Raw genomic sequence first — 21,204 nt, 5'->3', positions numbered from 1 at the left:
CCGGTCATGACGTCGCGCGCGGACAAGCTCGGCCGGATGGTCTCGCTGGTGAAGCTCCAGCTTCGGTTGTCCGAATGGCAGCTCGTGCAACTGCGGCAGCAGGAGCGCAGCCTGCAGGACGAGCAGGAATGGCTGGTCGGAGCCCTGAACGATGGCAGGCCGCCCGCGGGATCGTCGAGCGAATCGATCGCGCGGCGCTTGAACAGGACGAGCGTCGGCGCACGCGCGGTGCAGGCGCAGGCCGCGCAGCAGCTCGACCAGGTTCGCGCGGAGAGCCGCCGCGTGAAGCAGCTCGAGGAGGTCGCGAAGGCCGCGCTCGCCGACAAGCTCCGTGACGCGGAGAAGCGCTCGCTCGAGGAGATGACGGGAATAAGCCCTGCCGTGCGCGCGTGGATGCCACGGCCAGCCAACCGGGACAAGATATGATCGTGACCGCCACACCCGACCTCGTTCTCGATGTCCTCGAAGCCGCCGATCCCGTGTCGCAGCGCGCGGCGACCGCGAAGCTCGACGCGTTGAAATCCGCCGATGCCGACTTCGCCGCCACGATGGACGCGGAGATCGGCAAGGCCGCCGCCGATCAATCCGCGACGAAGGTTTCGGAATCGCAGTCGGGGGCAGTGAACGGTCCGCCAGTGCAGGTGATCAAGGCGCCGGGATCCGGCGAGGTTTACCGCAAGTTCGAAGCCTTCATCCTCCAGACCTTCGTCGAGACGATGTTGCCGAAGGAGTCGGAGGAGGTGTTTGGCAAGGGCACGGCTGGCGGCGTCTGGAAGTCGATGCTTGCTGAGCAGCTTGGCAACCAGCTGGCAAAGGGCAAGGGCATTGGCCTTGCCAGGCAGCTCGCCGCAGCACATCCGGCCCGACCGGACGCTGCGGGGAAGGCTGGATCATGATCTGCGAACGGGTGACAGAAGTTGAGGGGTGAATTTCCGATGCAGGCACAAGAAGGTGCGACGGCCATGGCGATGGACCAGGCGGTCGCGGACACCGAAATGATGACGACGGAAGCAGCAGCAAGCGATGCGCTGCTGCCCGTCCTGCTGCCGATCGCGGGCGGCGAGGCGGTGGTCGAGGCCGCGGATGCGGTGAGATCGGACGAGGTGCGCGGCCTGCTGGCCGCAATCCGCCGGCTCGCGAATATCGTCGAGGAGGAGACGGCCGCGCTCGCGACGGGTCGGAAGATCGATTTCGACGACTTCAGCGCGCGGAAGAGCCGGAGCATGCTCGAATTCGTCCGCCTGATGCGGGCGCGGATGCACCTCGGCGGTGAGGTCGAGATCACCGAGGAGATCCAGCGCCTGCGCGAGAAGCTCGAGCGGAATCGTTCCATTCTGGAAATGCACTACGATGCGGTGCGTGAGGTCGCGAGCATCATCGTCACCGCGATCAAGGAAGCCGAATCGGACGGCACTTATACCGGTCGCGCAACGCAGGACGGAAAATGATCAGGCTGGTGCTGGCCGGACTGTGGGTATGCATCCTCACCGCGGGCACGAGCTATGCGGTCGCCTACTGGAAGGAGAACGGCAGCCTGCTGCCGGCGAAGGACGAATATCTCGACGGGCTGCAATATCAGAAGACGCGGGCACTGAGCGTGCCCATGGTCGAGAACGGCAATGTGCAGGGCTACATCGTCGCGCGCTTCGTCTATACCGTCGAGGGGCGGACCATGCACCAGCTGAACGTTCCGCCGGAACCGTTCGTCGTCGACGAGGCCTTTCGCAGGATCTATGCCGACGAGCGTCTCGACTTCAGGAAGCTCGCCCGTTACGACCTCTCCATCCTGACCACGGCCATCAAGCAGCGTGTCAACGAACGGATGCATGCTGAAATCGTCCAGGACGTCCTGGTGGAGGACTTCAACTACGTGTCCAAGGAAGAATTCCAGCAGAAGCCGTAGAGCAAGCCATCCGGAACGGCGTTTCCGGGAGGATCGCGCCCCAAATGGCCAGCTGACGCCGGCGCCACGACAGTCGCGCCGCGAATGCAGGCATACGTCCTGCCGTCTCTGCCGCTGAAAGTACAACGGCCTCTGCGAAGTTGCTCGCAGAGGCCGTCGCAGGTTTGGCGGCAGCCTCCTGTCGCGTCAGTTTCCGGCCGGATAGGCCGCCGGGGCGGCATGGGCTCTGTTCAGGAGAATCCCGACCTCGTCGAGCTCCTGCACCGGCTCGTCGAGGGTCTCGCCGGCCGGGATGTTGAGGCGATATCCGACGTAACGTCGGGCCACGATGGCGTCGAAGCCGAGGCGGTCGCGGAGCTTCTTGCGCAGCTTGCTGACGTGACTCTCGATCACGCTCTCATCGAAGGTGGACTCGAAGATGCCGTAGACCGCGTTGAAGATCTGCGTCTTGGTGATCCACTTGCCGTGGTTGGCGACCATATATTCGAGAATGCGCAGTTCGCGGCGGGGCAGGGTGAGGGCGTGGCCCGCGATCTCGGGGTCACGGCCGTTGAAGAAGACCTGGATCCTGCTCTCACAGGGCCTCGGCAGCTCGCCCACCCGGCGCCGCGCGATCGCGGCCGTTCGGGCGAGGATCTCACGCAGGTGAACCGGCACGTGCACGACGTCGTCGACGCCCGATTCGAACAGCTCCAGCGTGTTCTTGAGCATCTTCTGGCCGCTCATGGCGATGATGGGCGCCGAGGAACGCTTGCGCATCGCCCGTGGCAGACTTCCGCGTGCATCGCAATCCCCGAGGAGAAAGGCGTCCACCGCTGCCAAATCCGATTCACTCGCGGATTGCAGCCAGTCCCAGAATTCTCCGGAAGAGAAGCCGATCGACGACACACCTTCGCGAACGAGCCCTCCGACGTAGCTGTTCGCGACGCTCTCGCGATCATCAACGATAATATACATCAGTCTTTCGCCCCTGTTTCGCACTTGTTGCGGCCGGTTGGTTGTTGTGATGCTCCGGCTCGGCAACGATGCTGTTTGACGACATTCCTTCCCGCGAACCGTTGTTATGGTTTCGATATTCGCGGGCAGCCCTACGCATTCAGTGCCTGCGTCACGCAGGCCTGCTACATCAACTCGATACTGAACGCTTACTGGCGTGAGGCCCGGCGGGTGCCTTGCGGATCACCTCGCGGAGCGGATTGAGAAACGACCTAGATCAGTTGCGCCAAGTTGCTCATCGCTTCCGAACACTGCTGAACTGTGTCGATCTCCTCGCCAACTGGCGAGAATCACTTGAGTAGGACCGTAACAATTGCCGATTTCCGATCAAGCGTGCGCAGCAAAGCGGTTGCTACACGTGCTTGATGTTGTTGATACGTTTCTGGTTGTTTCTTGGTGTACTCAATCGCATCAGTTGATTTGGATTCCAAACTAGTTTTGCACCGCGGCGGATGTAAAGTTCCGCATCCCCGTACAATTACAGCTATTTTGAGTAGTGCAGAGGTCTTGCAAACTGAGCTGTCTTCAACCCCGGATTGACTCTGGCGTTTGCTTTTCCACATGCGACAAGTCGACTCACTTGTGGCGACAGGACTCCAGCTTGGTGAAATCTTGGCGAGTGTGTGTCTTTCGAGTCGCACTATCGCCGCGTGTGTGGCGCGGTCGACTCTTGCAGCGTCGCATCGCGCACTATGGAAAGTTTTCGATGCGCACGTTTCAGGCAAGCTTCGGCAAATAACGTCATCGTTCGACAGATCGAACGAACCGGAGCATTTTCACATGTTGTCCGATGGACAAGCTCGTCCCAACGCGACCGCGGATGCTTCCGCTGCGGCGCAGCCGGCTCCGGAGGCGCGCGATACAAAGGATAAGGCGACGCGAGCGGCCAAGCCCGTTGCGAGCGCAAAGCGTGTATCGGCTGCGGCGAGCGACGAAACTCTCGCGAAGGAAGCTCTCGAGGGGCTGAAGCGCATTCGTGCAAAGGCACGCCTCGACAAGATGGCGATCCCGAAACCTGCGCCGGCCGTGATCAAGCCGGCCGTGATCGTGGCGAAGCCGCCGCCACCCCGTCCGACATGGGTCGCACCGCTCGCAACTCTGGCGGTCGCTGCCATGCTGGTGGTCTGCGCCTGCACCGGCGTGATCGCCTATCTCACCACCCAGCCCGCTCAGAACAACGTTGCGGCCAATGCCGAGATCAGAAATCTGCGCGAGACCGTGGCGCAATTGCGCAGGCAGGTGTCGGGCGTGTCCGAAAATCTCGATGGCTTGCGCACTGCGGTCGATCAATCGAGCAAGGCGACGAATGATCGCTTCGGCAGATTTGCCGAGAACCTGGACCGGATCGAGCGGGTAAGCTCGTCCTCGACGGCGAAGCTCGACAAGCTTGCCCAGGGACAGGCCCAGGCGCAGGCTCCGGCGCCGGCAATGGTGCAATCGCAGCCGGTGTCGCAGCAAGGGCCGATGATGGCTTCGGTCGCAGCGCCCGAATTCACGGGCTCGGTGCCTGCGTCCGAGCGCGCGTCGGTGCCGCGCCGGGCGATCAAGGGCTGGTCGGTCCGTCAGGCCTATGAGGGGATTGCGATCCTGCAAGGCCCGAACGGGGTCATCGAGGCCGTGCTGGGACAACAAGTGCCCGGCCTCGGTCGCATCGAAGAGATCAGAAACGAGAACGGGCGCCTGGTGGTGGAATCCAGCGGCGGCGTCATCTATTCGTCACGTAAGGCAACGCCTTGAGCAGTCTTCTATTGACGGTGATGCTCGAAGCTGGTGCATAGCAGATCGACCTCCGTCTCCGCGATCGGTGCACGAAACAGGCGGCAGCTGAACTCGACCGTCGTCTTGCCGTCCGTGGTGGTGCGATCTTCCCGCAGGAAGATGCATCGCTTGCAAACGTCGGTATGATGCCGCTGCTCGGCTGCGTCGGATTGGTCCAACACGTGCCGGAACGTGTCGCGGAAGCGGATCTTGACGTCGTCGTCGAGAACGGCAATCGCCTCGACGAGAACGTTGACGGGGTCGCGCACCAGGAACTTCTTGCCCTGCTGGGTCACGCTCAACATCACCGACCGCTTGTCCGTGGCCGAACGTTTTCGTTCGAGGTAGCCGAGCCGCTCGAGCTCGCCGATGATGAACGAGGCGGTGCCCCGCGTGGTGCCGACGTAGCTCGCCAGCGCCGACGGCGTTCGGGAAAACCGGTTGGCCCGCGAGAGGAAGCGCAGCGCCATCCATTCGCGGTCGCGCAAGCCGTGCTTGGTGCCTTCGAACCACAGGATTCGCGCGGCCTGCTCCAACAATTCAATCGATTCGCGAGCCAAGTTCATTTCAGTTCCAGGTCGTATAAACGTTTATTCAATTGAGCCTTGGGTAGCGCAATCTGGGTGGACGAGAATGAAGCCCGCAGGCGCTCCTTCGTCCGTTGATGGGCGGCGGATCGCGCTTGGGGGAAGAAGCCTCTCCGTTTCGGAGATGGAACTTCCGGCCGTGGACTAGTGCGTCACAAAGAAAGTTCGAGTAAATCGCGCGGCTCGGATACTCGGAAAATTTCAATCAAATGACGACGGTTCGCCCGCGAATTGGCGATGATATGCGATGCGCGAGCAACATGATCTGTCATTGCCGCCGCTGCAGTGGCCATTTGTTGCGGCCGAGCATGTCGAGCGTGCGAACAGGGGCGTCCTTCGCAACCTCTCGCAGTGTGGCCGGCCGGGAAAGAACCATATTTTTCGGTTAATGGATGTTGCGATGCAATGTAGCTAGACGGTTAAGTCCGGTACACGCGCGATCCAGGGACCGAGTGTCCGTGGGAGATGGACAGGCAGGCGAGGTTCGACTTTGAAGCGTGCCGCCTTCTTGGCCGCGATCTGCAGCATCCTCGAATTTCGACGACTCGTGCTCGCAGGCTGGTGATTTGCGTTTCACCGGCAACTATTGGCGAATGCGTCGCCCCAGGGGTAGCAGGCAGCAGGAAGCAGGAAGCAGGAAGCAGGAAGCAGGAAGGAATGGACCGATGAGCTTCGAAACCACCATGGCATCCGACGTCGTCGGGCTGACCAAAAGCGCCCCGGTCTCACGTCGCGGATTCATGAGTGCCACCGCGGCCGTGGCGGCGGGCTATACGCTTGCGGCCGGGCCCGTGCGCGCCGGGGTGGTCACGACCGACACCAATGGTCTTGAGGCCGGCGATGCCAAGATCAAGGTCGGCTCCGAGGAGATGCCGGTCTATTTCGCCCGCCCGGCCGGCAATACCAAGGCGCCGGTGATCGTCGTGGCGATGGAGATTTTCGGCCTGCACGAATACATCAAGGACGTGACGCGGCGCCTGGCCAAGCTCGGCGCGTTCGCGGTCGCGCCCGACTATTATTTCCGCAAGGGCGTCGACCTGACCAAGGTCTCGGAGCTCAAGGACCTGCTGCTGGTGGTGAACGCGAAGCCGGACGCCGAGCTGTTGTCCGATCTCGACGCGACGGTGGCGTGGGCGGGATCGCAAGGCGGTGACGTCACCAGGCTCGGCATCATCGGCTTCTGCCGGGGCGGCCGCACGGTCTGGGAATATGCCGCCCACAGCGGCGCTCTCAAGGCGGGCGTTGCCTTCTATGGCACACTGGTCGATCCTGCCAATCCGGCGTGGCCGAAGAGCCCGATGCAGCTCGCGCCCGAGATGAAGGCGCCGGTGCTCGGCCTTTACGGCGGCGCTGATACCGGCATTCCCGTCGCCCAGGTCGAGCAGATGAAGGCAGCGCTCGAGCAGAACAAGAAGACGGCCGAGTTCAAGATCTACCCCGAAGCGCCGCACGGTTTCCATGCCGACTATCGCGGTAGTTACCGCAAGGACGCCGCAGAAGACGCCTGGAAGCAGGCGCAGGCCTGGTTCAAGAAGTACGGCGTGTTGAGCTGATGCATGGTTTCGAAGGGCGGCCCGATCGGCCGCCCTTTTGATTTGCACGCAGCGACCTCACTTCACCATCGCGCCGTAGACGATGTCCTGGACCTGCTCGCGGTAATATTTCCTGAGCTCACCAGGGGCCGCCGTCCCCACCACCACGACGAGACGCTCCTTGGGATCGCAGAAGAACTGCGTTCCGTAGGCACCATTCCAGGTGAACTCGCCGGGATTGCCGGGGACTGACGACAATCCTTCGCTGGTCCGGACCGCAACCGAAAGGCCGAAGCCGAAGCCGCCGCGATGTGGCTCGACATTGGCCACCTTGTTCTTGATCTCGGGGCCGAGGTGATTGGACGTCATGTGATGCACGGTCTTCGGACCGAGGATGCGCTGGCCGTCGAGCTCGCCGCCGTTGAGCAGCATCTGTCCGAAGCGGATGTAGTCGCCGACCGTCGCGAACGAGCAGGCGCCGCCACAATCGAATTTGATCGGGGTGTCCAGGAGCTTGATGGCCTGCGGCTTGCCGGTCAGCGGATCGTTCGTGAACGGGCGGGCAAGGCGAGGGCGCTGGGCGTCAGTCGGGTGGAAGGTCGCATCCTTCATGCCGAGCGGCTGCCAGACGCTGGCAGCGAGATAATCGCCGAGCTTCTGCTCGCTCACCTTCTCGACGACCGCGCCGAGCACGTCGATCGAGAAACCATACTCGAACTCGGTCGAGGGCTGATGCGCCAGCGGCAGCCTGGTGATGCGGTCGATGAAGGCCTGGGTGTCGCCTTCGATCGCCGGCGCGACGCCGTCGGGATATTGCCGCGCCACCGGGCTCGATGAGTCCGGGCGGCCGCCGTACATCAATCCCGACGTATGCCGGTAGAGATCGTGGATGAAGATCGGCGAGGCCTGCGGCTCGAGCTTGAGCGAATCGTCAGCCTGGGGAACGCCGACCTTCATGTCGGCGAAGCCCGGGTAGTAGTCGGACAGCTTGGCCTGGAGCGGCAGCCGTCCCTGCTCCATCAGAGTCAGGCCGGCGACCGCGGCCATCGGCTTGGTCATCGAGGCCAGCGCAAAGATCGCATCGATCGGCATCGGCGTGCTCTTGGCGGGATCGAGCATGCCATAGGCCTTGTAGTGGACGAGCTTGCCGTCGCGCGCGATGGCGACCACTGCGCCGGGTACGCGCTTGGCCGCGATCTCGCGCGCGAAGAAGCTATCGAGGCGCGCAAGGCCTTGTTTCGAAAAACCGACGTCGTCGGGATTGGCTTCGGGCAGCGGCGCGGCGCGCGCCGCACCGAGCGCGATGACGGCAGTCGCAGCGATCATGGCGATCGTCTTGTTCATTGCATTCTCCCAAGAGGCGAGCTCGTTGTGTGGTGGCTCGCTCGATGGCTAGATCACGACCGCACCGGGATGAAGTCAAGCGCGGGCAAGGCATGTCTGGGAGGCGTGGGAGTGCAGGAACCCTATCGTCCTTCGCCTGCCCGCCACAGCGCGTCGAGGCCGTGCCGATAGGTGGGGTAGGCCAGCGAGACGCCGAGCTCGTGCTTCAATTTCGCGTTGGAGACACGGGCGCTGCTGGCATAGAAGCTGCGGGCCATCGCCGACATCTCGGCGGTCGCGAACGCCTCTTCGGGCGGCGGCGCCACGCCCATCAGCTTCGCCGCATAGGCGATCACGTCCTGCGGCGGCGCGGGCTCGTCATCGCAGACGTTCCAGGTGCCGCCGTTCGGATAACGAATAGCGGCCATGATCGCGCTCGCGATGTCGTCGACGTGGATGCGGTTGAAGACCTGTCCCGGCTTGATGATGCGCCTTGCCGTTCCCGCGCGCAGCGTCACGAGCGCGTTGCGACCGGGACCGTAGATGCCCGCGAGCCGCAGGACCGCCGCATCGCCGCGCGCCGCGTCCGTCCAGGCCTGCTCCGCGGCAACCCGCATGCGCGTGCGGTCGAGGACGGCCTGCGGCGGCGTGCTCTCGTCGACCCACGCGCCGCCGTGATCGCCGTACACGCCGATGGTCGAGAGATAGACGACCTTGCGGCGGCGTTCCTGTAGCACGTCGCCGAACGCCGCGATCGCGGGATCGCCGGCGCTGCCGGGCGGGATCGACACCAGGAGGACATCGGCGTCGCGAACCTGCTGAACCGTCTCTTGCGACGGACGGCCGTTGGAATACGGATGCACCTCAAGGCGGCGGAGGTCGTTCCGCTGCGCGGGGTCGCGCACGGTGCCGGCGACATGCGAGAAGCTGCCGCCGTGCTGGCGAACGAAGTGCCGGGCACTGTAGCCGAGGCCGAGGATGAAGAGCCGCATGCGTCTCCTGTGCAGGTCGGAGTTCCCGCTCGCGCCGTGGCGCCCCACGCTCATAAGAGATTTTTGGGTCCGGCAAAAGATATTGCGATTTGTCTCGCCCGCCACTGCGGGCAATGCTCGCACGTCACAGCCAGTTCGGGAGGGAGGCGTCGTTGGCGACCGGATCGATCATTCAGACGGGAGCGCCCGCGGTAGCGCGACGCGATGCCGGTGAACTGATCCGGCGCGCGGCTGCGCTGATCTTCGACGTCGACGGCACCCTGGCCGAGACCGAGGAACTGCACCGCCGGGCCTTCAACTTCGCCTTCGCCCGCCACGGTCTCGACTGGCGGTGGGACCGTGCCGTCTACAAGGAGCTGTTGCGGGTCACGGGCGGCAAGGAGCGCATGCGCGCCTACCACACGAGGCTCGGGACCGCTCCGCCATTGTCGGACATGGACATCGCAGAGCTGCATCGCATCAAGACCGCGCATTATGCCGAGCTGATCGAAACCGGCTGCTGCCCCTTGCGGCCGGGCGTGACGGATCTGCTCGCTGCGGCCCGTGCGCGCGACCAGCGACTTGCAATTGCGACCACCACCTCGCACGGCAATATCGATGCGCTGCTCTCGCAGGCGCTGGGCAAGCGCTGGGCTGCGGATTTCGAGGCGATCGTCGCCGGCGATGACGTGCGGCACAAGAAGCCTGCGCCGGACGCCTATCTCGAGATCCTGGCGCGGCTGAAGCTGGGCGCGGCGGACTGCGTCGCGATTGAGGATTCCGCCAACGGCCTGATTGCGGCCTCGCGTGCCGGCATCCCGGTTTTGATCACGCGCAGCATGTTCTTTGGGGACGATGACTTCACCGCGGCGCGGGTCGTGCTGGACGACCTGTCGGAACTCGGTGCGCCAAATAAAAAACTGAGGAACAACCCCATGCACAGTAGATCACGCCTACGTGATCGCTGCGGTCAGTGGACGCGGTGACTCGTTCTATCGTCCTCGGCCTGTTCGACAATCTGCGCGATCGGGCTGGACTGGTGGTGCACGAGGCGCCAGTCGTCGCCGACGCGGCGGAAATGGTTCGCGGCCGCCAAAGCGGTGCCGTCGACGATCTCGATGCAGAGCACCCGCGCGCTGTCGCCATCGACGATCGCCTGCGGCTCGGCGCAGACGATCTGCGGCCGCTCCGGGTTTTGCAGGATGTCGCGCCAGCTTCCGATCACGGTGGCGCGCCCGATGATGGCCGGCCAGCCGGGATGGATGCAGGAGATGGCGTCGTCATCCGCCCACATCCGCTGCATTTCGTCGAAATCGCCGGTCGAAAAGGCGGCGTAGAAGGCCGCGTTGGCGGCGATGACCTTGCTGTCCTTTGCCATGCCTCCGGGGTGGGGCAAGGGCAGGCAAAAATCAAGCGCGACTTCCGTCGATTTTGGCCGCAGTGCAGCATTCAAGTTCGCGCCCGCTCTGTGGGCGATCCACGCGGGGGAAGGCGGGCGAAGACGCATCATCCGATCGCAAAATCGGCTGCCGTCTCCGCGTGTATTGCCGTCGTGTCGAACGTCTCGACCGAGGTATCGTCCTGGCCGACCAGCATCGTGATCTCGGTGCAGCCGAGGATCATGCACTCGGCGCCGCGGGCGACGAGGGCCGCCATTACCTCCTGATAGCGACGACGCGAGGGAGCGGCGACGTTCCCAAGGCACAGCTCGTCGTAGATGATGCGGTTCACGTCGGCGCGCTCGTCGGCCGGAGGAATCAGCACATCGAGATCATGCGCGCGCAACCGATCGATGTAGAAATCCTGCTCCATCGTGAACTTGGTGCCGAGCAGCCCGACCCGCCGGTATCCCTTGGCCCGAATCCGCTGCGCCGTCGCGTCGCCGATGTCGATGAACGGAACGGTCACGCTGGCCGTGATCTCGGGCGCCAGTTTATGCATCGTGTTCGTGCAGAGCACGATCGCACGCGCCCCGGCGCTTTCGAGCCGCCGTGCGACTTCCGCCAGGCTGGCCGCCGCCTCCTGCCAGCGGCCGGCATACTGCATCTGTTTGATCTCCTCGAAATCGTAGGAATACAGCAACAAGGGTGCCGAATGCAGCTTGCCCATGCGGTCGCGAACCCGCTCGTTGATCAGCTTGTAGTAGAGCGCGGTGCTCCCCCAGCTCATGCCGCCGATCAGGCCGATGGTTTGCATTCCAGTGCTCCCAGCAGTGATTCAATCGGATCGTAGACGAAGACGCCGAAGCTCGGTAGCCGTCCCTTGATTGCGGCACCTTCGTTGTGTCATTGTTCCCCCGCGCCGATTTGATCCTCAGCTTGCGGGCGCTTCTACAAATGCAGCTAAAGAGAACCGCTATCCCTGCATCGTCCCGCATGAGTGAATCGTCGGCCATCTCGACTGGGAGGGTCAAATGAAATTTGCTGCGATCGCGGATGTGCACGGGAATCTCCCGGCGCTGGACGCCGTCCTTGCGGACATTGCCGCGCACGGTATCGAGGACGTCGTAAATCTTGGAGACCACGTCAGCGGACCGCTCGAGGCGGCAAGAACCGCAGACCTGCTCATCGAGCGGGGCTTTCCGTCGGTGCGGGGCGATCAGGATCGAATCCTCCTGGAGCTCCGGCAGGCGGGTACTTCGGCGCGCAGCGATTTCCAGCAACTCGCGCGCAAGCATTTCGACTGGATGGCCAGCATGCCACCCACGCTGATGTACAGAGACCGCGTGTTCCTGTGCCATGCGTCACCTGGGAACGATGCCGCCTTCTGGCTCGATCATATAGCCGATGACGGCGGCGTGCGCGCCAGTCCGATCGAGGCGATCGAGTTCGAAGCCGCGGGGATCACTGCTCAGGTCATCCTGTGCGGGCACACTCACATTCCGAGGGTCGTTCGTCTGAGGAATGGTCGACTGGTCGTAAACCCCGGCAGCGTCGGGCTGCCTGGTTACGACGGGAAGTTGCCTGTGCCTTACGTGGTTGAGGTCGGCACGCCCCACGCGTGCTACGCCATATTGGAGCATGCCGGACGCGCCTGGAGCGCGATGATCCGCTATGTGCCCTACGATAGCGCAGCCATGGCCGCATTGGCGCGCAGCAAGGGCATGCTCACCTGGGCAAGCGCGATTGCAACCGGTTGGGTTCGGCCGGAGCGAAGTTAGGCCGGCACCAGGTCAGAACGGCGCTCCATGGTGCCGCGCTGACGCTGCGGACCTCGAAGCGCTCCGGTATCTGTTCACGGATCTGGTCCGGGGTGGCCGCGACACGGGCGGTCGTGCAAACGGCAGGGACGGGCATGCCGCCTGCGCAGAGTGCGAAAAGCCTTTCGATCTTGCGTGTCCTGTCGGCCTGTCCTACGCCACGTCCGAACGAAATTATGCGAGGCGGTGAGGGGCATCGCCGAAGTCTCGAGGGAGCCGACATGACCATTCGCAACACCCGCACCGGGGGCCAGATCCTGATCGATCAGCTCGTCGCCCAAGGCGTCGAGCGCGTCACCTGCGTGCCGGGCGAGAGCTATCTGGCGGCGCTCGATGCGCTGCATGACAGCCCGATCGACGTCGTGATATGCCGCGCCGAAGGCGGCGCTGCGATGATGGCGGAAGCCTATGGCAAGCTCACCGGCCGCCCCGGTGTCTGCTTCGTCACCCGCGGCCCCGGCGCGACCAATGCCAGCCACGGCGTCCACATCGCGATGCAGGATTCGACGCCGATGATCCTGTTCGTCGGCCAGGTCGACACCGGCATGCGCGAGCGCGAGGCGTTCCAGGAGCTCGACTACAAGGCGGTGTTCGGCTCCATGGCGAAATGGGCGGTCGAGATCGATCGCCCCGACCGCATTCCGGAGCTGGTGGCGCGCGCCTTCCGCGTCGCCATGCAGGGCCGCCCCGGTCCGGTGGTGATCGCGCTGCCGGAGAACATGCTGACCGAGACCGCCGCCGTTGCCGATGCCATGCGCATCGAGCCCGCCGTGAGCTGGCCGGCGCCTGCCGATATCGAACGCGTCGGTGCGATGCTTGCGAGCGCCAAGGCGCCGCTCGTCATTCTCGGCGGCACGCGCTGGACCGATGAGGCGACCAGGAGCATTGCGCGCTTTGCCGAGCGGTTCGACCTGCCGGTCGCGACCTCGTTCCGCAGGGCCTCGCTGATCGATGCCGACCATTCACACTATGCCGGCGATCTCGGCATCGGGCCGAGCCCGGGCCTGAAGGCGCGCATCGAGGGCGCCGATGTCATTCTGCTGATCGGGGGCCGCATGTCGGAGATGCCGTCCTCGTCCTACACGCTGCTCGACATCCCCACTCCGCGACAGAAGCTCATTCACGTGCATCCGGGCTCCGAGGAGCTCGGCCGCGTTTATCAGCCGGCGCTTGCGATCCAGGCGACTCCCGCCGCATTCGCCGCCGCCGTCGAGACGCTGAAGCCCGCCGGCGCGGTGGCCTGGAAGGGCGAGGCCGCCAAGGCACACGCCGATTATCTTGCCTGGACCGGGAAGGCGCGCGAGCTGCCGGGCTCGTTCCAGTACGGCCAGGTGATGACGTGGTTGCGCGACCGCCTGCCGAAGGACGCTATCGTCTGCAACGGAGCCGGCAACTATGCCGGCTGGATCCATCGCCATCACCGCTTCCACAGCTTTGCCGCCCAGCTCGCGCCGACTTCGGGCTCGATGGGCTACGGCGTTCCGGCCGGCGTGCTCGCCAAACGGCAGTATCCGGATCGCGTCGTCGTCGCGTTCGCCGGTGACGGCTGCTTCCTGATGAACGGCCAGGAATTCGCGACGGCCGTGCAGTATGACGCGCCGCTGGTCGTCATCATCATCGACAATTCGCAATACGGCACCATCCGCATGCACCAGGAGCGCGACTATCCCGGCCGTGTCGTCGGCACCCAGCTCAAGAATCCGGACTTCGCGATGTATGCGAAGGCGTTCGGCGGCCATGGCGAGCGCGTCGAGCGCACCGAAGAGTTCGCGCCGGCCTTCGAGCGCGCGCTCGCTTCCGGCAAGCCGTCGATCCTTCACTGCATCATCGATCCGCGCGCGATCTCGGTCGGCAAGGATTTCGTGCCCGCGGTGAAGGCCTAAGCGATGTCGGCCGGCCGCCACGTCGCCATCATCGGTGCCGGCGCGATCGGCGTGATCAGCGCGATCGAGGCCCTGCGCGAGGGCCATCGCGTCACGCTGATCGATCCGGGCGAGCCCGGCGGCGAACAGGCGGCGAGCTACGGCAATGCCGGCTGGCTGTCGTCGCATTCGGTGATCCCGCCGGCCGAGCCGGGCATCTGGATGAAGGTGCCGGGATATCTTTTGGACCCGCTCGGCCCGCTCGCGATCCGCTGGTCGTACCTGCCGAAGGCGTTGCCCTGGCTGATCAAGTACCTGCTCTCGGGCTGGACCGCGGCGCGCGTCGAGACGACGGCCTTTGCGTTGCGTGATCTCCTGAAGGACGCGCCGTTGCTGCACCGGAAGCTCGCGGAAGAGGCGGGCGTCCCTGAATTGATCGAGCGCAACGGCGTGATGCATGTCTTCCCGTCGCGAGGCAATTTCGACAGCGACCTCGGCTGGCGCCTGCGCAAGAAGGTCGGCGTCCAATGGCTTGAGCTCAACACGGACGAGATGCGGCAGCGCGAGCCGGACCTGCATCCGCGCTACACCTTTGGCGTGGTGGTGGAGGAGGCCGGCCGCTGCCGCGATCCCGGTGCTTACGTTGCTGCGCTTGCCAATCATGCTATCGCCAGCGGCGCGAAGCACGTGCGCGCCAAGGCGACCGGGCTCAAGCTCTCCGGCGGCAAGCTCGTCGCGGTCATCACCGAAACCGGCGAGATCGCATGCGATGCCGCTGTGGTCGCGGCGGGTGCCCGCTCGAAGCAACTCACCGCGTCGGTCGGCGATCCCCTGCCGCTGGAGACCGAGCGCGGCTATCATGTCGTGATCGAGAATCCGGAATCGGGCCCGCGTAGTTCGATGATGGCATCCGACGCCAAGATGGTGGTGAACTGGACCAACAAGGGCCTGCGCGCCGCCGGCACGGTGGAGATCGCCGGCTTGGAGGCCGCGCCGAACTGGAAACGCGCCGAGATCCTGCGCAGCCACCTCCTCAGCATGTTCCCGAAGTTGCCGAAGGACATCCCGGCCTCGCGCATCAAGACCTGGTTCGGCCATCGCCCGAGCATGCCGGACGGGCGTCCCTGTATCGGCTACGCGCGCGCCTCGCGCGACATCGTCTATGCCTTCGGCCACGGCCATGTCGGCCTGGTCGGCTCGGCCCGCACCGGCCGTCTCGTCGCCCAGCTCGTGAGCGGCAAGGCGCCGGAGATTCCACTCGCGCCGTTCGCGCCCGACCGTTTCCTCTGAGAGCGTACCATGAGCACCTCAGCCAGCCCGTCCTCCCGTATCGCCCGTGGTGGCAAGGCTATCTATGGCGCGCCGCTCGGCATCCTGATGCTGGAGGCGCGCTTCCCCCGCATTCCCGGCGACATGGGCAACGGCACGACCTGGCCGTTCCCCGTGCTTTATCGTGTGGTGAGCGGCGCCTCGCCGGAGAAGGTGGTGCTGAAGGGCGCCGCCGGCCTGCTGCCCGACTTCATTGACGCGGCCAAGGATCTGGTGCGGTTAGGCGCCGAGGCCATCACCACCAATTGCGGCTTCCTCTCGCTGTTCCAGAAGGAGATCGCGGCGGCCGTCGGCGTTCCCGTCGCGACCTCGTCGCTGATGCAGGTGCCCTGGGTGCAGGCGACCTTGCCGCCGGGCAAGCGCGTCGGGCTCGTCACGGTGTCGGGCTCGACCCTGACGCCGGCCCATCTCGAAGGCGCCGGCGTGCCGCTCGACACGCCGCTGGTCGGTACCGAGAACGGCAAGGAGTTTTTCCGTGTCCTGATCAAGGCCGAGAAGGACGACATGGACGTAGCGCAAGCCGAGCGCGACGTGGTCGAGGCCGGCAAGCAGCTCGTCGCCGAGAATCCCGACGTCGGCGCCATCGTGCTCGAATGCACCAACATGCCGCCTTATGCCGCAGCGCTTCAGGCCGAAGTCGGGCTGCCGGTCTACGACATCTATTCCATGATCACCTGGTTTCACGCCGGACTGCGCCCGCGCGTCTTTGCGTGAACGCGTCCGCGAGATTGTCACAAGTCCTGGAGCGAACCCATGAAACTATCCGGCAAGGTCGCCGCCATCACCGGCGCGGCGCGCGGCATCGGCAAGGCCTGCGCGAAGAGATTCCTGGACGATGGCGTCAAGGTCGTCATCTCCGATGTCGATGCAGACGGCCTCGCCGCGACGGCCGCCGAGCTGGGGCGGCCGGACGCCTTGCGCACCGTGGTCGGCAATGTCGCCAAGCGCACTGACGTGGATCAGCTCGTCGCGACCGCCGTGAAGGAGTTCGGCCGGCTCGACATCATGGTCAATAATGCCGGCGTCGCCCGCAACCGGGACATCCTCGACATTACCGAAGAAGAGTTCGACGAGATCATCGGCATCAACCTGAAAGGCGCGTTCTTCGGCGTGCAGGCGGCGGCGAGGCAAATGATCGCGCAGGGCGGCGGCGGTGTCATCATCAACATGTCCTCGGTGAATGCGCTGCTCGCGATCCCGGCGCTGGCGACCTATGCAATGTCCAAGGGCGGCATGAAGCAGCTCACGTCGGTCGCGGCTGTCGCGCTCGCCCCGCACAACATTCGTGTGGTGGCGGTCGGCCCCGGCACGATCCTGACCGACATGGTGGCCTCGTCCATCTACACCTCGGAGGATGCCCGCAGGACCGTGATGTCGCGCACGCCGGCCGGCCGCGGTGGCGAGCCGAGCGAGGTGGCGTCGGTCGTGGCGTTCCTTGCCAGCGACGATGCGTCCTACATCACCGGCCAGACGATCTATCCCGATGGCGGCCGGCTGATCCTGAACTACACGGTGCCGGTGAAGGAAAAGTAGGGGCGTTGCCGCCCCACACTCGATGTCATCGCCCGGCTTGACCGGGCGATCCAGTAGGCCGAGGCGGTCGTGATCGGATCGATGGGCCGCGGCGTACTGGATTCCCCGCTTTCGCGGGGAACGACAGTCGTCGTGAGGCAGGCAGTCTGCCTCACTCCGCCGCAACGGTCAGCCCATATCCCAGCCGCTTCGAGATGCCACCGGCACAGTCGCGCAAGGCATGCGCGATCGGGCTGTCCCAGCGCGCGTCGAAAGTGCCTTCCGGCCCCATCGCGGTGATGACCAGCGCGACATGGCCGGAATGGTCGAACACCGGCGCCGAGAATGCGTTGACGCCGGGCAGGGGATCGCCGAGCGCACGGGCGAGGCCGTGCTTGCGGACTTCGGCGAGTATCTCGGCGACCTTCACGCCCTTCACCGCGCGCTTCGGATTGTAGCCGACGCCGCGACGATCGAGCCCGCTTTCGAGCGCGGCAGCGATCGTCTTCTCCGGCAGGAACGCCGCAAAAGCCCGGCCCGTCGCGGTCTCCAGCAGCGCCATCACCGAACCGGCCCGCATCACGATGTGGACGGGCTGGGCCGGCTCTTCGAGCTGCACCACGGTTGGACCGTGCGTGCCCCAGACGGCGAGCGAGACTGCATGTCCGATCTGGTTCGCGAGCGCGGCGATCCTGGGGCGCGCGATGCGCACGCCTGAGAGGCGGCGCAGGCTGATGAGGCCGAGCTCGAGCGCCAGCGCGCCGATCTCGTAGCGGCCGGTGGTTTCGTCCTGCTCGATCAGGCCGATGCGGGAGAAGCTGGCGAGATAGGGATGCGCCTTGGCCGGCGTCATGCCGGCTTCGCGGGCGAGATCGCGCAGCATCATCGGCTCGCCGCATCTTGCGAGCGCGCGGAGCAATTCTCCGCCGACCTCGATCGACTGGATGCCGCGGCTTTCCCTCTTCATGCGCCTCCTGGCGGGTGGCCTACGCTGCGTCGCGTCTGGCGGCGCTGTCGGCAAGATGCCGTCCGGCAATGTAGCCGAAGGTCAGCGCCGGCCCAAGCGTGATGCCGGCGCCTGGATAATTCCCGCCCATGATGCTCGCCATGTCGTTGCCGGCGGCATAGAGGCCGGGAATCACGCGGCCTTCGGCGTCGAGCGCCCGCGCGTTCTCGTCGGTGACGATGCCGGCATAGGTGCCGAGATCGCCGATCACCATCTTGATGGCGTAGAACGGTCCGTTTTCGATCGGTGCGACGCAGGGGTTCGGGCCGTGCAGTGCGTCGCCCTGGTAGCGGTTATAGGCCTTCGAGCCCTTGCCGAAGGCAGCATCGTGACCGAGTGGGGCGGTCGCATTGAACTGCCTGACCGTTTCGGTGAACGCCTTGGCATCGATGCCGGCCTTCGCCGCCAGCGCCTCCAGCGTGTCGCCGCGCATGAGATAGCCGGACTTCAGGTGATGGCCCAGCGGCATCGGGAAGGGCGGCACGCAGCCGAGGCCGTATTTGCGCAATGTCTTGTGGTCGCAGACGAGGAAGGCGGCGATCTCCTCGCCGGGCTTGGCCGCCTTGACCATGGCCTGGACGAAGTCGTGATAGGAATTGCCTTCATTGGCAAAGCGCTTGCCGTCGCCCATCACCGCGATCACGCCGGGCTTGGCGCGGTCGATGAAATGCGGCATCACGCCCTTCGAGCCGTCCTTGCGCGTGGTCAGCGACACCGGCACCCAGGCTGCCGCGTTCGGCAAGCGATTCTCGACATGCCCGCCGGCGGCTTCCGCCAGGCGTAGTCCATCCCCGGTATTGCCGGTCGGCCCCGGCGAATAATGCTCGTTGCCGGTCGGTGCATGCGGAAACATCTTCCTGCGCCGTTCGACGTCATGGGGAAAACCGCCGCAGGCGAGCACGACGCCGTGGCGTGCGCGGATACGCACGTCGCGTCCCTCGCGCGACACGATCGCACCGGTGACGGCGCCGTTCTCGACCGTCAGCTCGCGCACCGGCGAGGACAGCCACATCGGAATCTTCAGGTCGAGCGCGGATTTCGCGAGGCGCCCGGCCAGCGCGTTGCCGTTGGTGAGCGTCATGCCGCGGCCGTAGCGCAGCACGTCCATCAGATGCCGCGACAGGCGCTTGGCGACGTAGACCGCGGAGGTCAGCGACTTCGTCACCCGCATGAAATGGATGATCTCCTTGCCGGAGCCAAGCATCATGCCGAACACGGTGAGCTCGGGCAGCGGCATGCCCAGCGTCTTGATCTGATCGCCGAGCTCGCGGCCGTCGAACGGGCGCGTCACCATGGAGCGGCCGCCCTGCGCGCCGCCGGGCGCCTCGGCATGGTAGTCCGGAAACACCAGCGGCATGTCGAAGCGCAGCGCCGTCTTGCTGGTGAAGAAGTCGACCGCCTCTGGGCCGGCGCTCAGGAAGGCATCGACCCGCGCGGCGTCGTAATTGTTGCCGGCTTCGTGGCGAAGATAGGTGCGGGCCTGTTCCGGCGTCTCCTCGATGCCATAGGCCTTTGCCAGCGACGTACCGGGAATCCAGAGCCAGCCGCCGGAGCGCGCGGTGGTGCCGCCGAAGCGCGGCTCCTTCTCGACGATCAGCACATCGAGGCTGCGGGAGCGCGCGGTGATCGCGGCCGACATGCCGGAGCAACCCGATCCGGCCACGAGCACGTCGCACTCGTAAGTCTCAATGGCGCCATGCTCGTTGCCGGTCATGCCTCACCTCATTTCTTCAGGAGCGGACATTTGGATTCGGAGACGGGGCGGAAGGCGTCCTCGCCCTTCACGGTCTTGACGATATCCAGATAGTCCCACGGCTCCTTCGATTGCTCGGGCGTCTTCACCTTGGCGAGATACATGTCGCGGATGACGCGGCCGTCCTCGCGCAATTTGCCGCCGTGAACGAAGATATCCTCGATCGGCAGCTCGCGCATCCTGGCCATCACCTTGGCGGAATCGTCGGTGCCGGCAGCCTTGATGGCCTTCAGATAATGCAGCACCGAGCCGTAGACGCCGGTCTGGATCATGGTCGGCATCACCTTGGTGCGCTCGTAGAACTTCTTCGACCAGGCGCGCGTGGCCTCGTCCATGTTCCAGTAGGAAGCCGTGGTCATGTAGGTGCCCTGCGCAGCCTTCAGGCCGATCGCGTGCACGTCGGTGTCGAACATCAGGAGGCCGACCAGCTTCTGGCCGCCCTGGACGAGGCCGAATTCGCCGGACTGCTTGATGGCGTTGTCGGTGTCCTGGCCGGCATTGGCGAAGGCGACCACGTCGGATTTCGAGCTCTGCGCCTGGAGTGCGAAGGAGGAGAAGTCCGCCGTGTTGGTCGGATGCTTCACGCCGCCGAGCACCTTGCCGCCCATCTCGTTGATGAAGCGGGTTGCGTCCTTCTCGAGCTGCTGGCCGAAGGCGTAATCGGCCGTGATGAAGTACCAGGACTTGCCGCCTTCCTTGATGACGGCCGAGGCCGTCACCTTCGACAGCGCGTAGGTGTCATAAGTGAAGTGCACGGTGTTCGGGCTGCACAGCTCGTCCGTCAGCGAGCTCGCGCCGGGACCGGACAGCAGCGCGATCTTGTTGCGCTCGCGCACCATGTTGTGTACGGCGATCGCGATGCCGGAATTGGGGATGTCGACCACGGCGTCGACCTTGCCGTTGTCGAACCAGCCGCGCACGATCTGCACGCCGACGTCGGTCTTCATCTGATGGTCGGCGCCGATGATCTCGATGGGCTTGCCGAGCACGGTCGGCCCGAACTCCTCCACCGCCATCTTCGCGGCTTCCACCGAGCCCGGCCCGCTGTTGTCGCGGCCCCAGCTCGACAGATCCGTCAGCACGCCGATCCGCACCACGTCGTCGGAGACTTGTGCGGTGGCCGCTGTGGTCATGGCAGCCGACGTCATGGCCGCGAGCATGGCGCAGGCCAAAAGCCCTCTCATCGTCGTTCCCTCTCTTGACTGGCCGCCTGACGCGGCGGGGTTGTTCTGGAGGTAAATTAGATAATGACGAATAAGTTTGTCAATGGCGAATAGATGCGGAGCCGGGTTCCGCGATCGCCGGCGCGCTTGGCATGTGCAATTGCCCCGCCACCATCATTGCGAGCGGCTTGTCCACCGAAGCTCGAAGACGAGAGCGGAAGCGAAGCAATCCAGATCTCTCCGCCGAGGCATTCTGGGTTGCTTCATCGCAAGGGCTCCTCGCAATGACTGATGTGGCAGTCGTGCGCCA

21 protein-coding genes are annotated in these 21,204 nt (G+C 64.9%); 12 read left to right on the top strand and 9 right to left on the bottom strand.

The genetic code is table 11. From position 1 onward, the window contains the following. Positions 1–6: 6 nt before the first annotated feature. The 4 genes from ABIA42_RS24695 to ABIA42_RS24680 are packed head-to-tail and all read left to right on the top strand — an operon-like array spanning position 7 to position 1,903. Positions 7–426 carry a hypothetical protein gene (locus ABIA42_RS24695; RefSeq protein WP_271531071.1) on the top strand — a complete coding sequence of 140 codons (420 nt, stop codon included), beginning with the start codon at positions 7–9 and terminating at the stop codon, positions 424–426. Beyond that, positions 423–896 carry a rod-binding protein gene (locus ABIA42_RS24690; protein WP_370120230.1) on the top strand — a complete coding sequence of 158 codons (474 nt, stop codon included), beginning with the start codon at positions 423–425 and terminating at the stop codon, positions 894–896. Before ABIA42_RS24695 ends, ABIA42_RS24690 begins: the two co-directional genes overlap by 4 nt. A gap of 39 nt (positions 897–935) precedes the next feature. After that, on the top strand, positions 936–1,448 hold the full coding sequence (locus tag ABIA42_RS24685; RefSeq protein WP_370120233.1) for a flagellar biosynthesis protein FlgN: 513 nt from the start codon (positions 936–938) through the stop codon (positions 1,446–1,448). After that, positions 1,445–1,903: a hypothetical protein gene (locus ABIA42_RS24680; protein ID WP_370120236.1), complete on the top strand. Its 459-nt coding sequence runs from the start codon at positions 1,445–1,447 to the stop codon at positions 1,901–1,903. Before ABIA42_RS24685 ends, ABIA42_RS24680 begins: the two co-directional genes overlap by 4 nt. 186 nt (positions 1,904–2,089) lie before the next feature. Here the strand turns inward: ABIA42_RS24680 and ABIA42_RS24675 are convergent, their stop codons facing one another. Continuing rightward, positions 2,090–2,860: a winged-helix domain-containing protein gene (locus ABIA42_RS24675; RefSeq protein WP_370120239.1), complete on the bottom strand. Its 771-nt coding sequence runs from the start codon at positions 2,858–2,860 to the stop codon at positions 2,090–2,092. Positions 2,861–3,679: 819 nt separating this feature from the next. Here ABIA42_RS24675 and ABIA42_RS24670 point away from each other — a divergent pair. After that, complete coding sequence (locus ABIA42_RS24670) at positions 3,680–4,636, top strand: hypothetical protein (protein WP_370120242.1); 957 nt, start codon at positions 3,680–3,682, stop codon at positions 4,634–4,636. 8 nt (positions 4,637–4,644) lie between these two features. Here the strand turns inward: ABIA42_RS24670 and ABIA42_RS24665 are convergent, their stop codons facing one another. Further along, complete coding sequence (locus ABIA42_RS24665; protein ID WP_271531066.1) at positions 4,645–5,223, bottom strand: MarR family winged helix-turn-helix transcriptional regulator; 579 nt, start codon at positions 5,221–5,223, stop codon at positions 4,645–4,647. Positions 5,224–5,909: 686 nt separating this feature from the next. Here ABIA42_RS24665 and ABIA42_RS24660 point away from each other — a divergent pair. After that, positions 5,910–6,797 carry a dienelactone hydrolase family protein gene (locus ABIA42_RS24660; protein WP_271531065.1) on the top strand — a complete coding sequence of 296 codons (888 nt, stop codon included), beginning with the start codon at positions 5,910–5,912 and terminating at the stop codon, positions 6,795–6,797. Positions 6,798–6,854: 57 nt separating this feature from the next. Here ABIA42_RS24660 and ABIA42_RS24655 read toward each other — a convergent pair whose 3' ends face one another. Continuing rightward, positions 6,855–8,120, bottom strand: a complete 1,266-nt coding sequence (locus tag ABIA42_RS24655) for a serine hydrolase domain-containing protein (RefSeq protein ID WP_370120246.1) — start codon at positions 8,118–8,120, stop codon at positions 6,855–6,857. 122 nt (positions 8,121–8,242) lie between these two features. Beyond that, positions 8,243–9,091 carry an SDR family oxidoreductase gene (locus ABIA42_RS24650; protein WP_370120249.1) on the bottom strand — a complete coding sequence of 283 codons (849 nt, stop codon included), beginning with the start codon at positions 9,089–9,091 and terminating at the stop codon, positions 8,243–8,245. A 170-nt stretch (positions 9,092–9,261) separates the two neighbouring features. Between ABIA42_RS24650 and ABIA42_RS24645 the strand changes: the two genes are divergently transcribed. Further along, the gene (locus tag ABIA42_RS24645) at positions 9,262–10,056 is read left to right on the top strand and encodes an HAD family hydrolase (protein ID WP_370123941.1); all 795 of its coding nucleotides are present in this window, start codon (positions 9,262–9,264) and stop codon (positions 10,054–10,056) included. On the opposite strand, the gene ABIA42_RS24640 is transcribed toward ABIA42_RS24645, so the two are convergent. Together ABIA42_RS24640 and ABIA42_RS24635 are read right to left on the bottom strand one after the other, a co-directional pair. Next, positions 10,041–10,448 (bottom strand): nuclear transport factor 2 family protein, encoded by a 408-nt coding sequence (locus ABIA42_RS24640; protein WP_370120252.1) that lies wholly within the window; start codon positions 10,446–10,448, stop codon positions 10,041–10,043. The two genes, ABIA42_RS24645 and ABIA42_RS24640, sit on opposite strands and share 16 nt — an antisense overlap. 128 nt (positions 10,449–10,576) lie before the next feature. Continuing rightward, positions 10,577–11,266: an aspartate/glutamate racemase family protein gene (locus tag ABIA42_RS24635; protein ID WP_370120255.1), complete on the bottom strand. Its 690-nt coding sequence runs from the start codon at positions 11,264–11,266 to the stop codon at positions 10,577–10,579. Between the two features lie 217 nt (positions 11,267–11,483). On the opposite strand from ABIA42_RS24635, the gene ABIA42_RS24630 reads away from it, so the two are divergent. The 5 genes from ABIA42_RS24630 to ABIA42_RS24610 all read left to right on the top strand — a co-directional run bounded on the left by ABIA42_RS24630 (position 11,484) and on the right by ABIA42_RS24610 (position 16,993). Next, entirely contained in the window at positions 11,484–12,230 is a 747-nt protein-coding gene (locus tag ABIA42_RS24630) for a metallophosphoesterase (RefSeq protein ID WP_370120258.1), read from the top strand. A gap of 260 nt (positions 12,231–12,490) precedes the next feature. Further along, complete coding sequence (locus ABIA42_RS24625; protein WP_370120261.1) at positions 12,491–14,152, top strand: thiamine pyrophosphate-binding protein; 1,662 nt, start codon at positions 12,491–12,493, stop codon at positions 14,150–14,152. A 3-nt stretch (positions 14,153–14,155) separates the two neighbouring features. Continuing rightward, a complete protein-coding gene (locus ABIA42_RS24620) occupies positions 14,156–15,421 on the top strand; it encodes an NAD(P)/FAD-dependent oxidoreductase (RefSeq protein WP_370120264.1) in 1,266 nt (421 codons plus the stop codon). 9 nt (positions 15,422–15,430) lie between these two features. After that, positions 15,431–16,174 (top strand): aspartate/glutamate racemase family protein, encoded by a 744-nt coding sequence (locus ABIA42_RS24615; protein WP_370120267.1) that lies wholly within the window; start codon positions 15,431–15,433, stop codon positions 16,172–16,174. Between the two features lie 39 nt (positions 16,175–16,213). After that, entirely contained in the window at positions 16,214–16,993 is a 780-nt protein-coding gene (locus ABIA42_RS24610) for an SDR family NAD(P)-dependent oxidoreductase (protein ID WP_370120270.1), read from the top strand. Positions 16,994–17,144: 151 nt separating this feature from the next. On the opposite strand, the gene ABIA42_RS24605 is transcribed toward ABIA42_RS24610, so the two are convergent. Genes ABIA42_RS24605 through ABIA42_RS24595 form a run of 3 tightly spaced genes read right to left on the bottom strand, consistent with a single transcriptional unit; the run spans position 17,145 to position 20,915 of the window. Continuing rightward, the gene (locus tag ABIA42_RS24605; RefSeq protein WP_370120273.1) at positions 17,145–17,939 is read right to left on the bottom strand and encodes an IclR family transcriptional regulator; all 795 of its coding nucleotides are present in this window, start codon (positions 17,937–17,939) and stop codon (positions 17,145–17,147) included. A 19-nt stretch (positions 17,940–17,958) separates the two neighbouring features. Beyond that, positions 17,959–19,692 (bottom strand): FAD-dependent oxidoreductase, encoded by a 1,734-nt coding sequence (locus ABIA42_RS24600; protein ID WP_370120276.1) that lies wholly within the window; start codon positions 19,690–19,692, stop codon positions 17,959–17,961. A gap of 8 nt (positions 19,693–19,700) precedes the next feature. Then, positions 19,701–20,915 (bottom strand): ABC transporter substrate-binding protein, encoded by a 1,215-nt coding sequence (locus tag ABIA42_RS24595; RefSeq protein ID WP_370120279.1) that lies wholly within the window; start codon positions 20,913–20,915, stop codon positions 19,701–19,703. Between the last annotated feature and the right edge of the window lie 289 nt (positions 20,916–21,204).

Source organism: Bradyrhizobium sp. USDA 327 (assembly GCF_041262065.1).
GTDB classification, from domain to species: Bacteria; Pseudomonadota; Alphaproteobacteria; order Rhizobiales; family Xanthobacteraceae; genus Bradyrhizobium; species Bradyrhizobium liaoningense.
This window is presented reverse-complemented; position numbering and strand designations above follow the sequence as displayed.

Excerpts from the sequence above, each read along its gene's own strand:
- ABIA42_RS24695 (WP_271531071.1), top strand. The coding sequence starts at position 7 with ATGACGTCGCGCGCGGACAAGCTCGGCCGGATGGTCTCGCTGGTGAAG.
- ABIA42_RS24690 (WP_370120230.1), top strand. The coding sequence starts at position 423 with ATGATCGTGACCGCCACACCCGACCTCGTTCTCGATGTCCTCGAAGCC.
- ABIA42_RS24685 (WP_370120233.1), top strand. The coding sequence starts at position 936 with ATGCAGGCACAAGAAGGTGCGACGGCCATGGCGATGGACCAGGCGGTC.
- ABIA42_RS24680 (WP_370120236.1), top strand. The coding sequence starts at position 1,445 with ATGATCAGGCTGGTGCTGGCCGGACTGTGGGTATGCATCCTCACCGCG.
- ABIA42_RS24675 (WP_370120239.1), bottom strand. The coding sequence starts at position 2,860 with ATGTATATTATCGTTGATGATCGCGAGAGCGTCGCGAACAGCTACGTC.
- ABIA42_RS24670 (WP_370120242.1), top strand. The coding sequence starts at position 3,680 with ATGTTGTCCGATGGACAAGCTCGTCCCAACGCGACCGCGGATGCTTCC.
- ABIA42_RS24665 (WP_271531066.1), bottom strand. The coding sequence starts at position 5,223 with ATGAACTTGGCTCGCGAATCGATTGAATTGTTGGAGCAGGCCGCGCGA.
- ABIA42_RS24660 (WP_271531065.1), top strand. The coding sequence starts at position 5,910 with ATGAGCTTCGAAACCACCATGGCATCCGACGTCGTCGGGCTGACCAAA.
- ABIA42_RS24655 (WP_370120246.1), bottom strand. The coding sequence starts at position 8,120 with ATGAACAAGACGATCGCCATGATCGCTGCGACTGCCGTCATCGCGCTC.
- ABIA42_RS24650 (WP_370120249.1), bottom strand. The coding sequence starts at position 9,091 with ATGCGGCTCTTCATCCTCGGCCTCGGCTACAGTGCCCGGCACTTCGTT.
- ABIA42_RS24640 (WP_370120252.1), bottom strand. The coding sequence starts at position 10,448 with ATGGCAAAGGACAGCAAGGTCATCGCCGCCAACGCGGCCTTCTACGCC.
- ABIA42_RS24635 (WP_370120255.1), bottom strand. The coding sequence starts at position 11,266 with ATGCAAACCATCGGCCTGATCGGCGGCATGAGCTGGGGGAGCACCGCG.
- ABIA42_RS24630 (WP_370120258.1), top strand. The coding sequence starts at position 11,484 with ATGAAATTTGCTGCGATCGCGGATGTGCACGGGAATCTCCCGGCGCTG.
- ABIA42_RS24625 (WP_370120261.1), top strand. The coding sequence starts at position 12,491 with ATGACCATTCGCAACACCCGCACCGGGGGCCAGATCCTGATCGATCAG.
- ABIA42_RS24620 (WP_370120264.1), top strand. The coding sequence starts at position 14,156 with ATGTCGGCCGGCCGCCACGTCGCCATCATCGGTGCCGGCGCGATCGGC.
- ABIA42_RS24615 (WP_370120267.1), top strand. The coding sequence starts at position 15,431 with ATGAGCACCTCAGCCAGCCCGTCCTCCCGTATCGCCCGTGGTGGCAAG.
- ABIA42_RS24610 (WP_370120270.1), top strand. The coding sequence starts at position 16,214 with ATGAAACTATCCGGCAAGGTCGCCGCCATCACCGGCGCGGCGCGCGGC.
- ABIA42_RS24605 (WP_370120273.1), bottom strand. The coding sequence starts at position 17,939 with ATGAAGAGGGAAAGCCGCGGCATCCAGTCGATCGAGGTCGGCGGAGAA.
- ABIA42_RS24600 (WP_370120276.1), bottom strand. The coding sequence starts at position 19,692 with ATGACCGGCAACGAGCATGGCGCCATTGAGACTTACGAGTGCGACGTG.
- ABIA42_RS24595 (WP_370120279.1), bottom strand. The coding sequence starts at position 20,915 with ATGAGAGGGCTTTTGGCCTGCGCCATGCTCGCGGCCATGACGTCGGCT.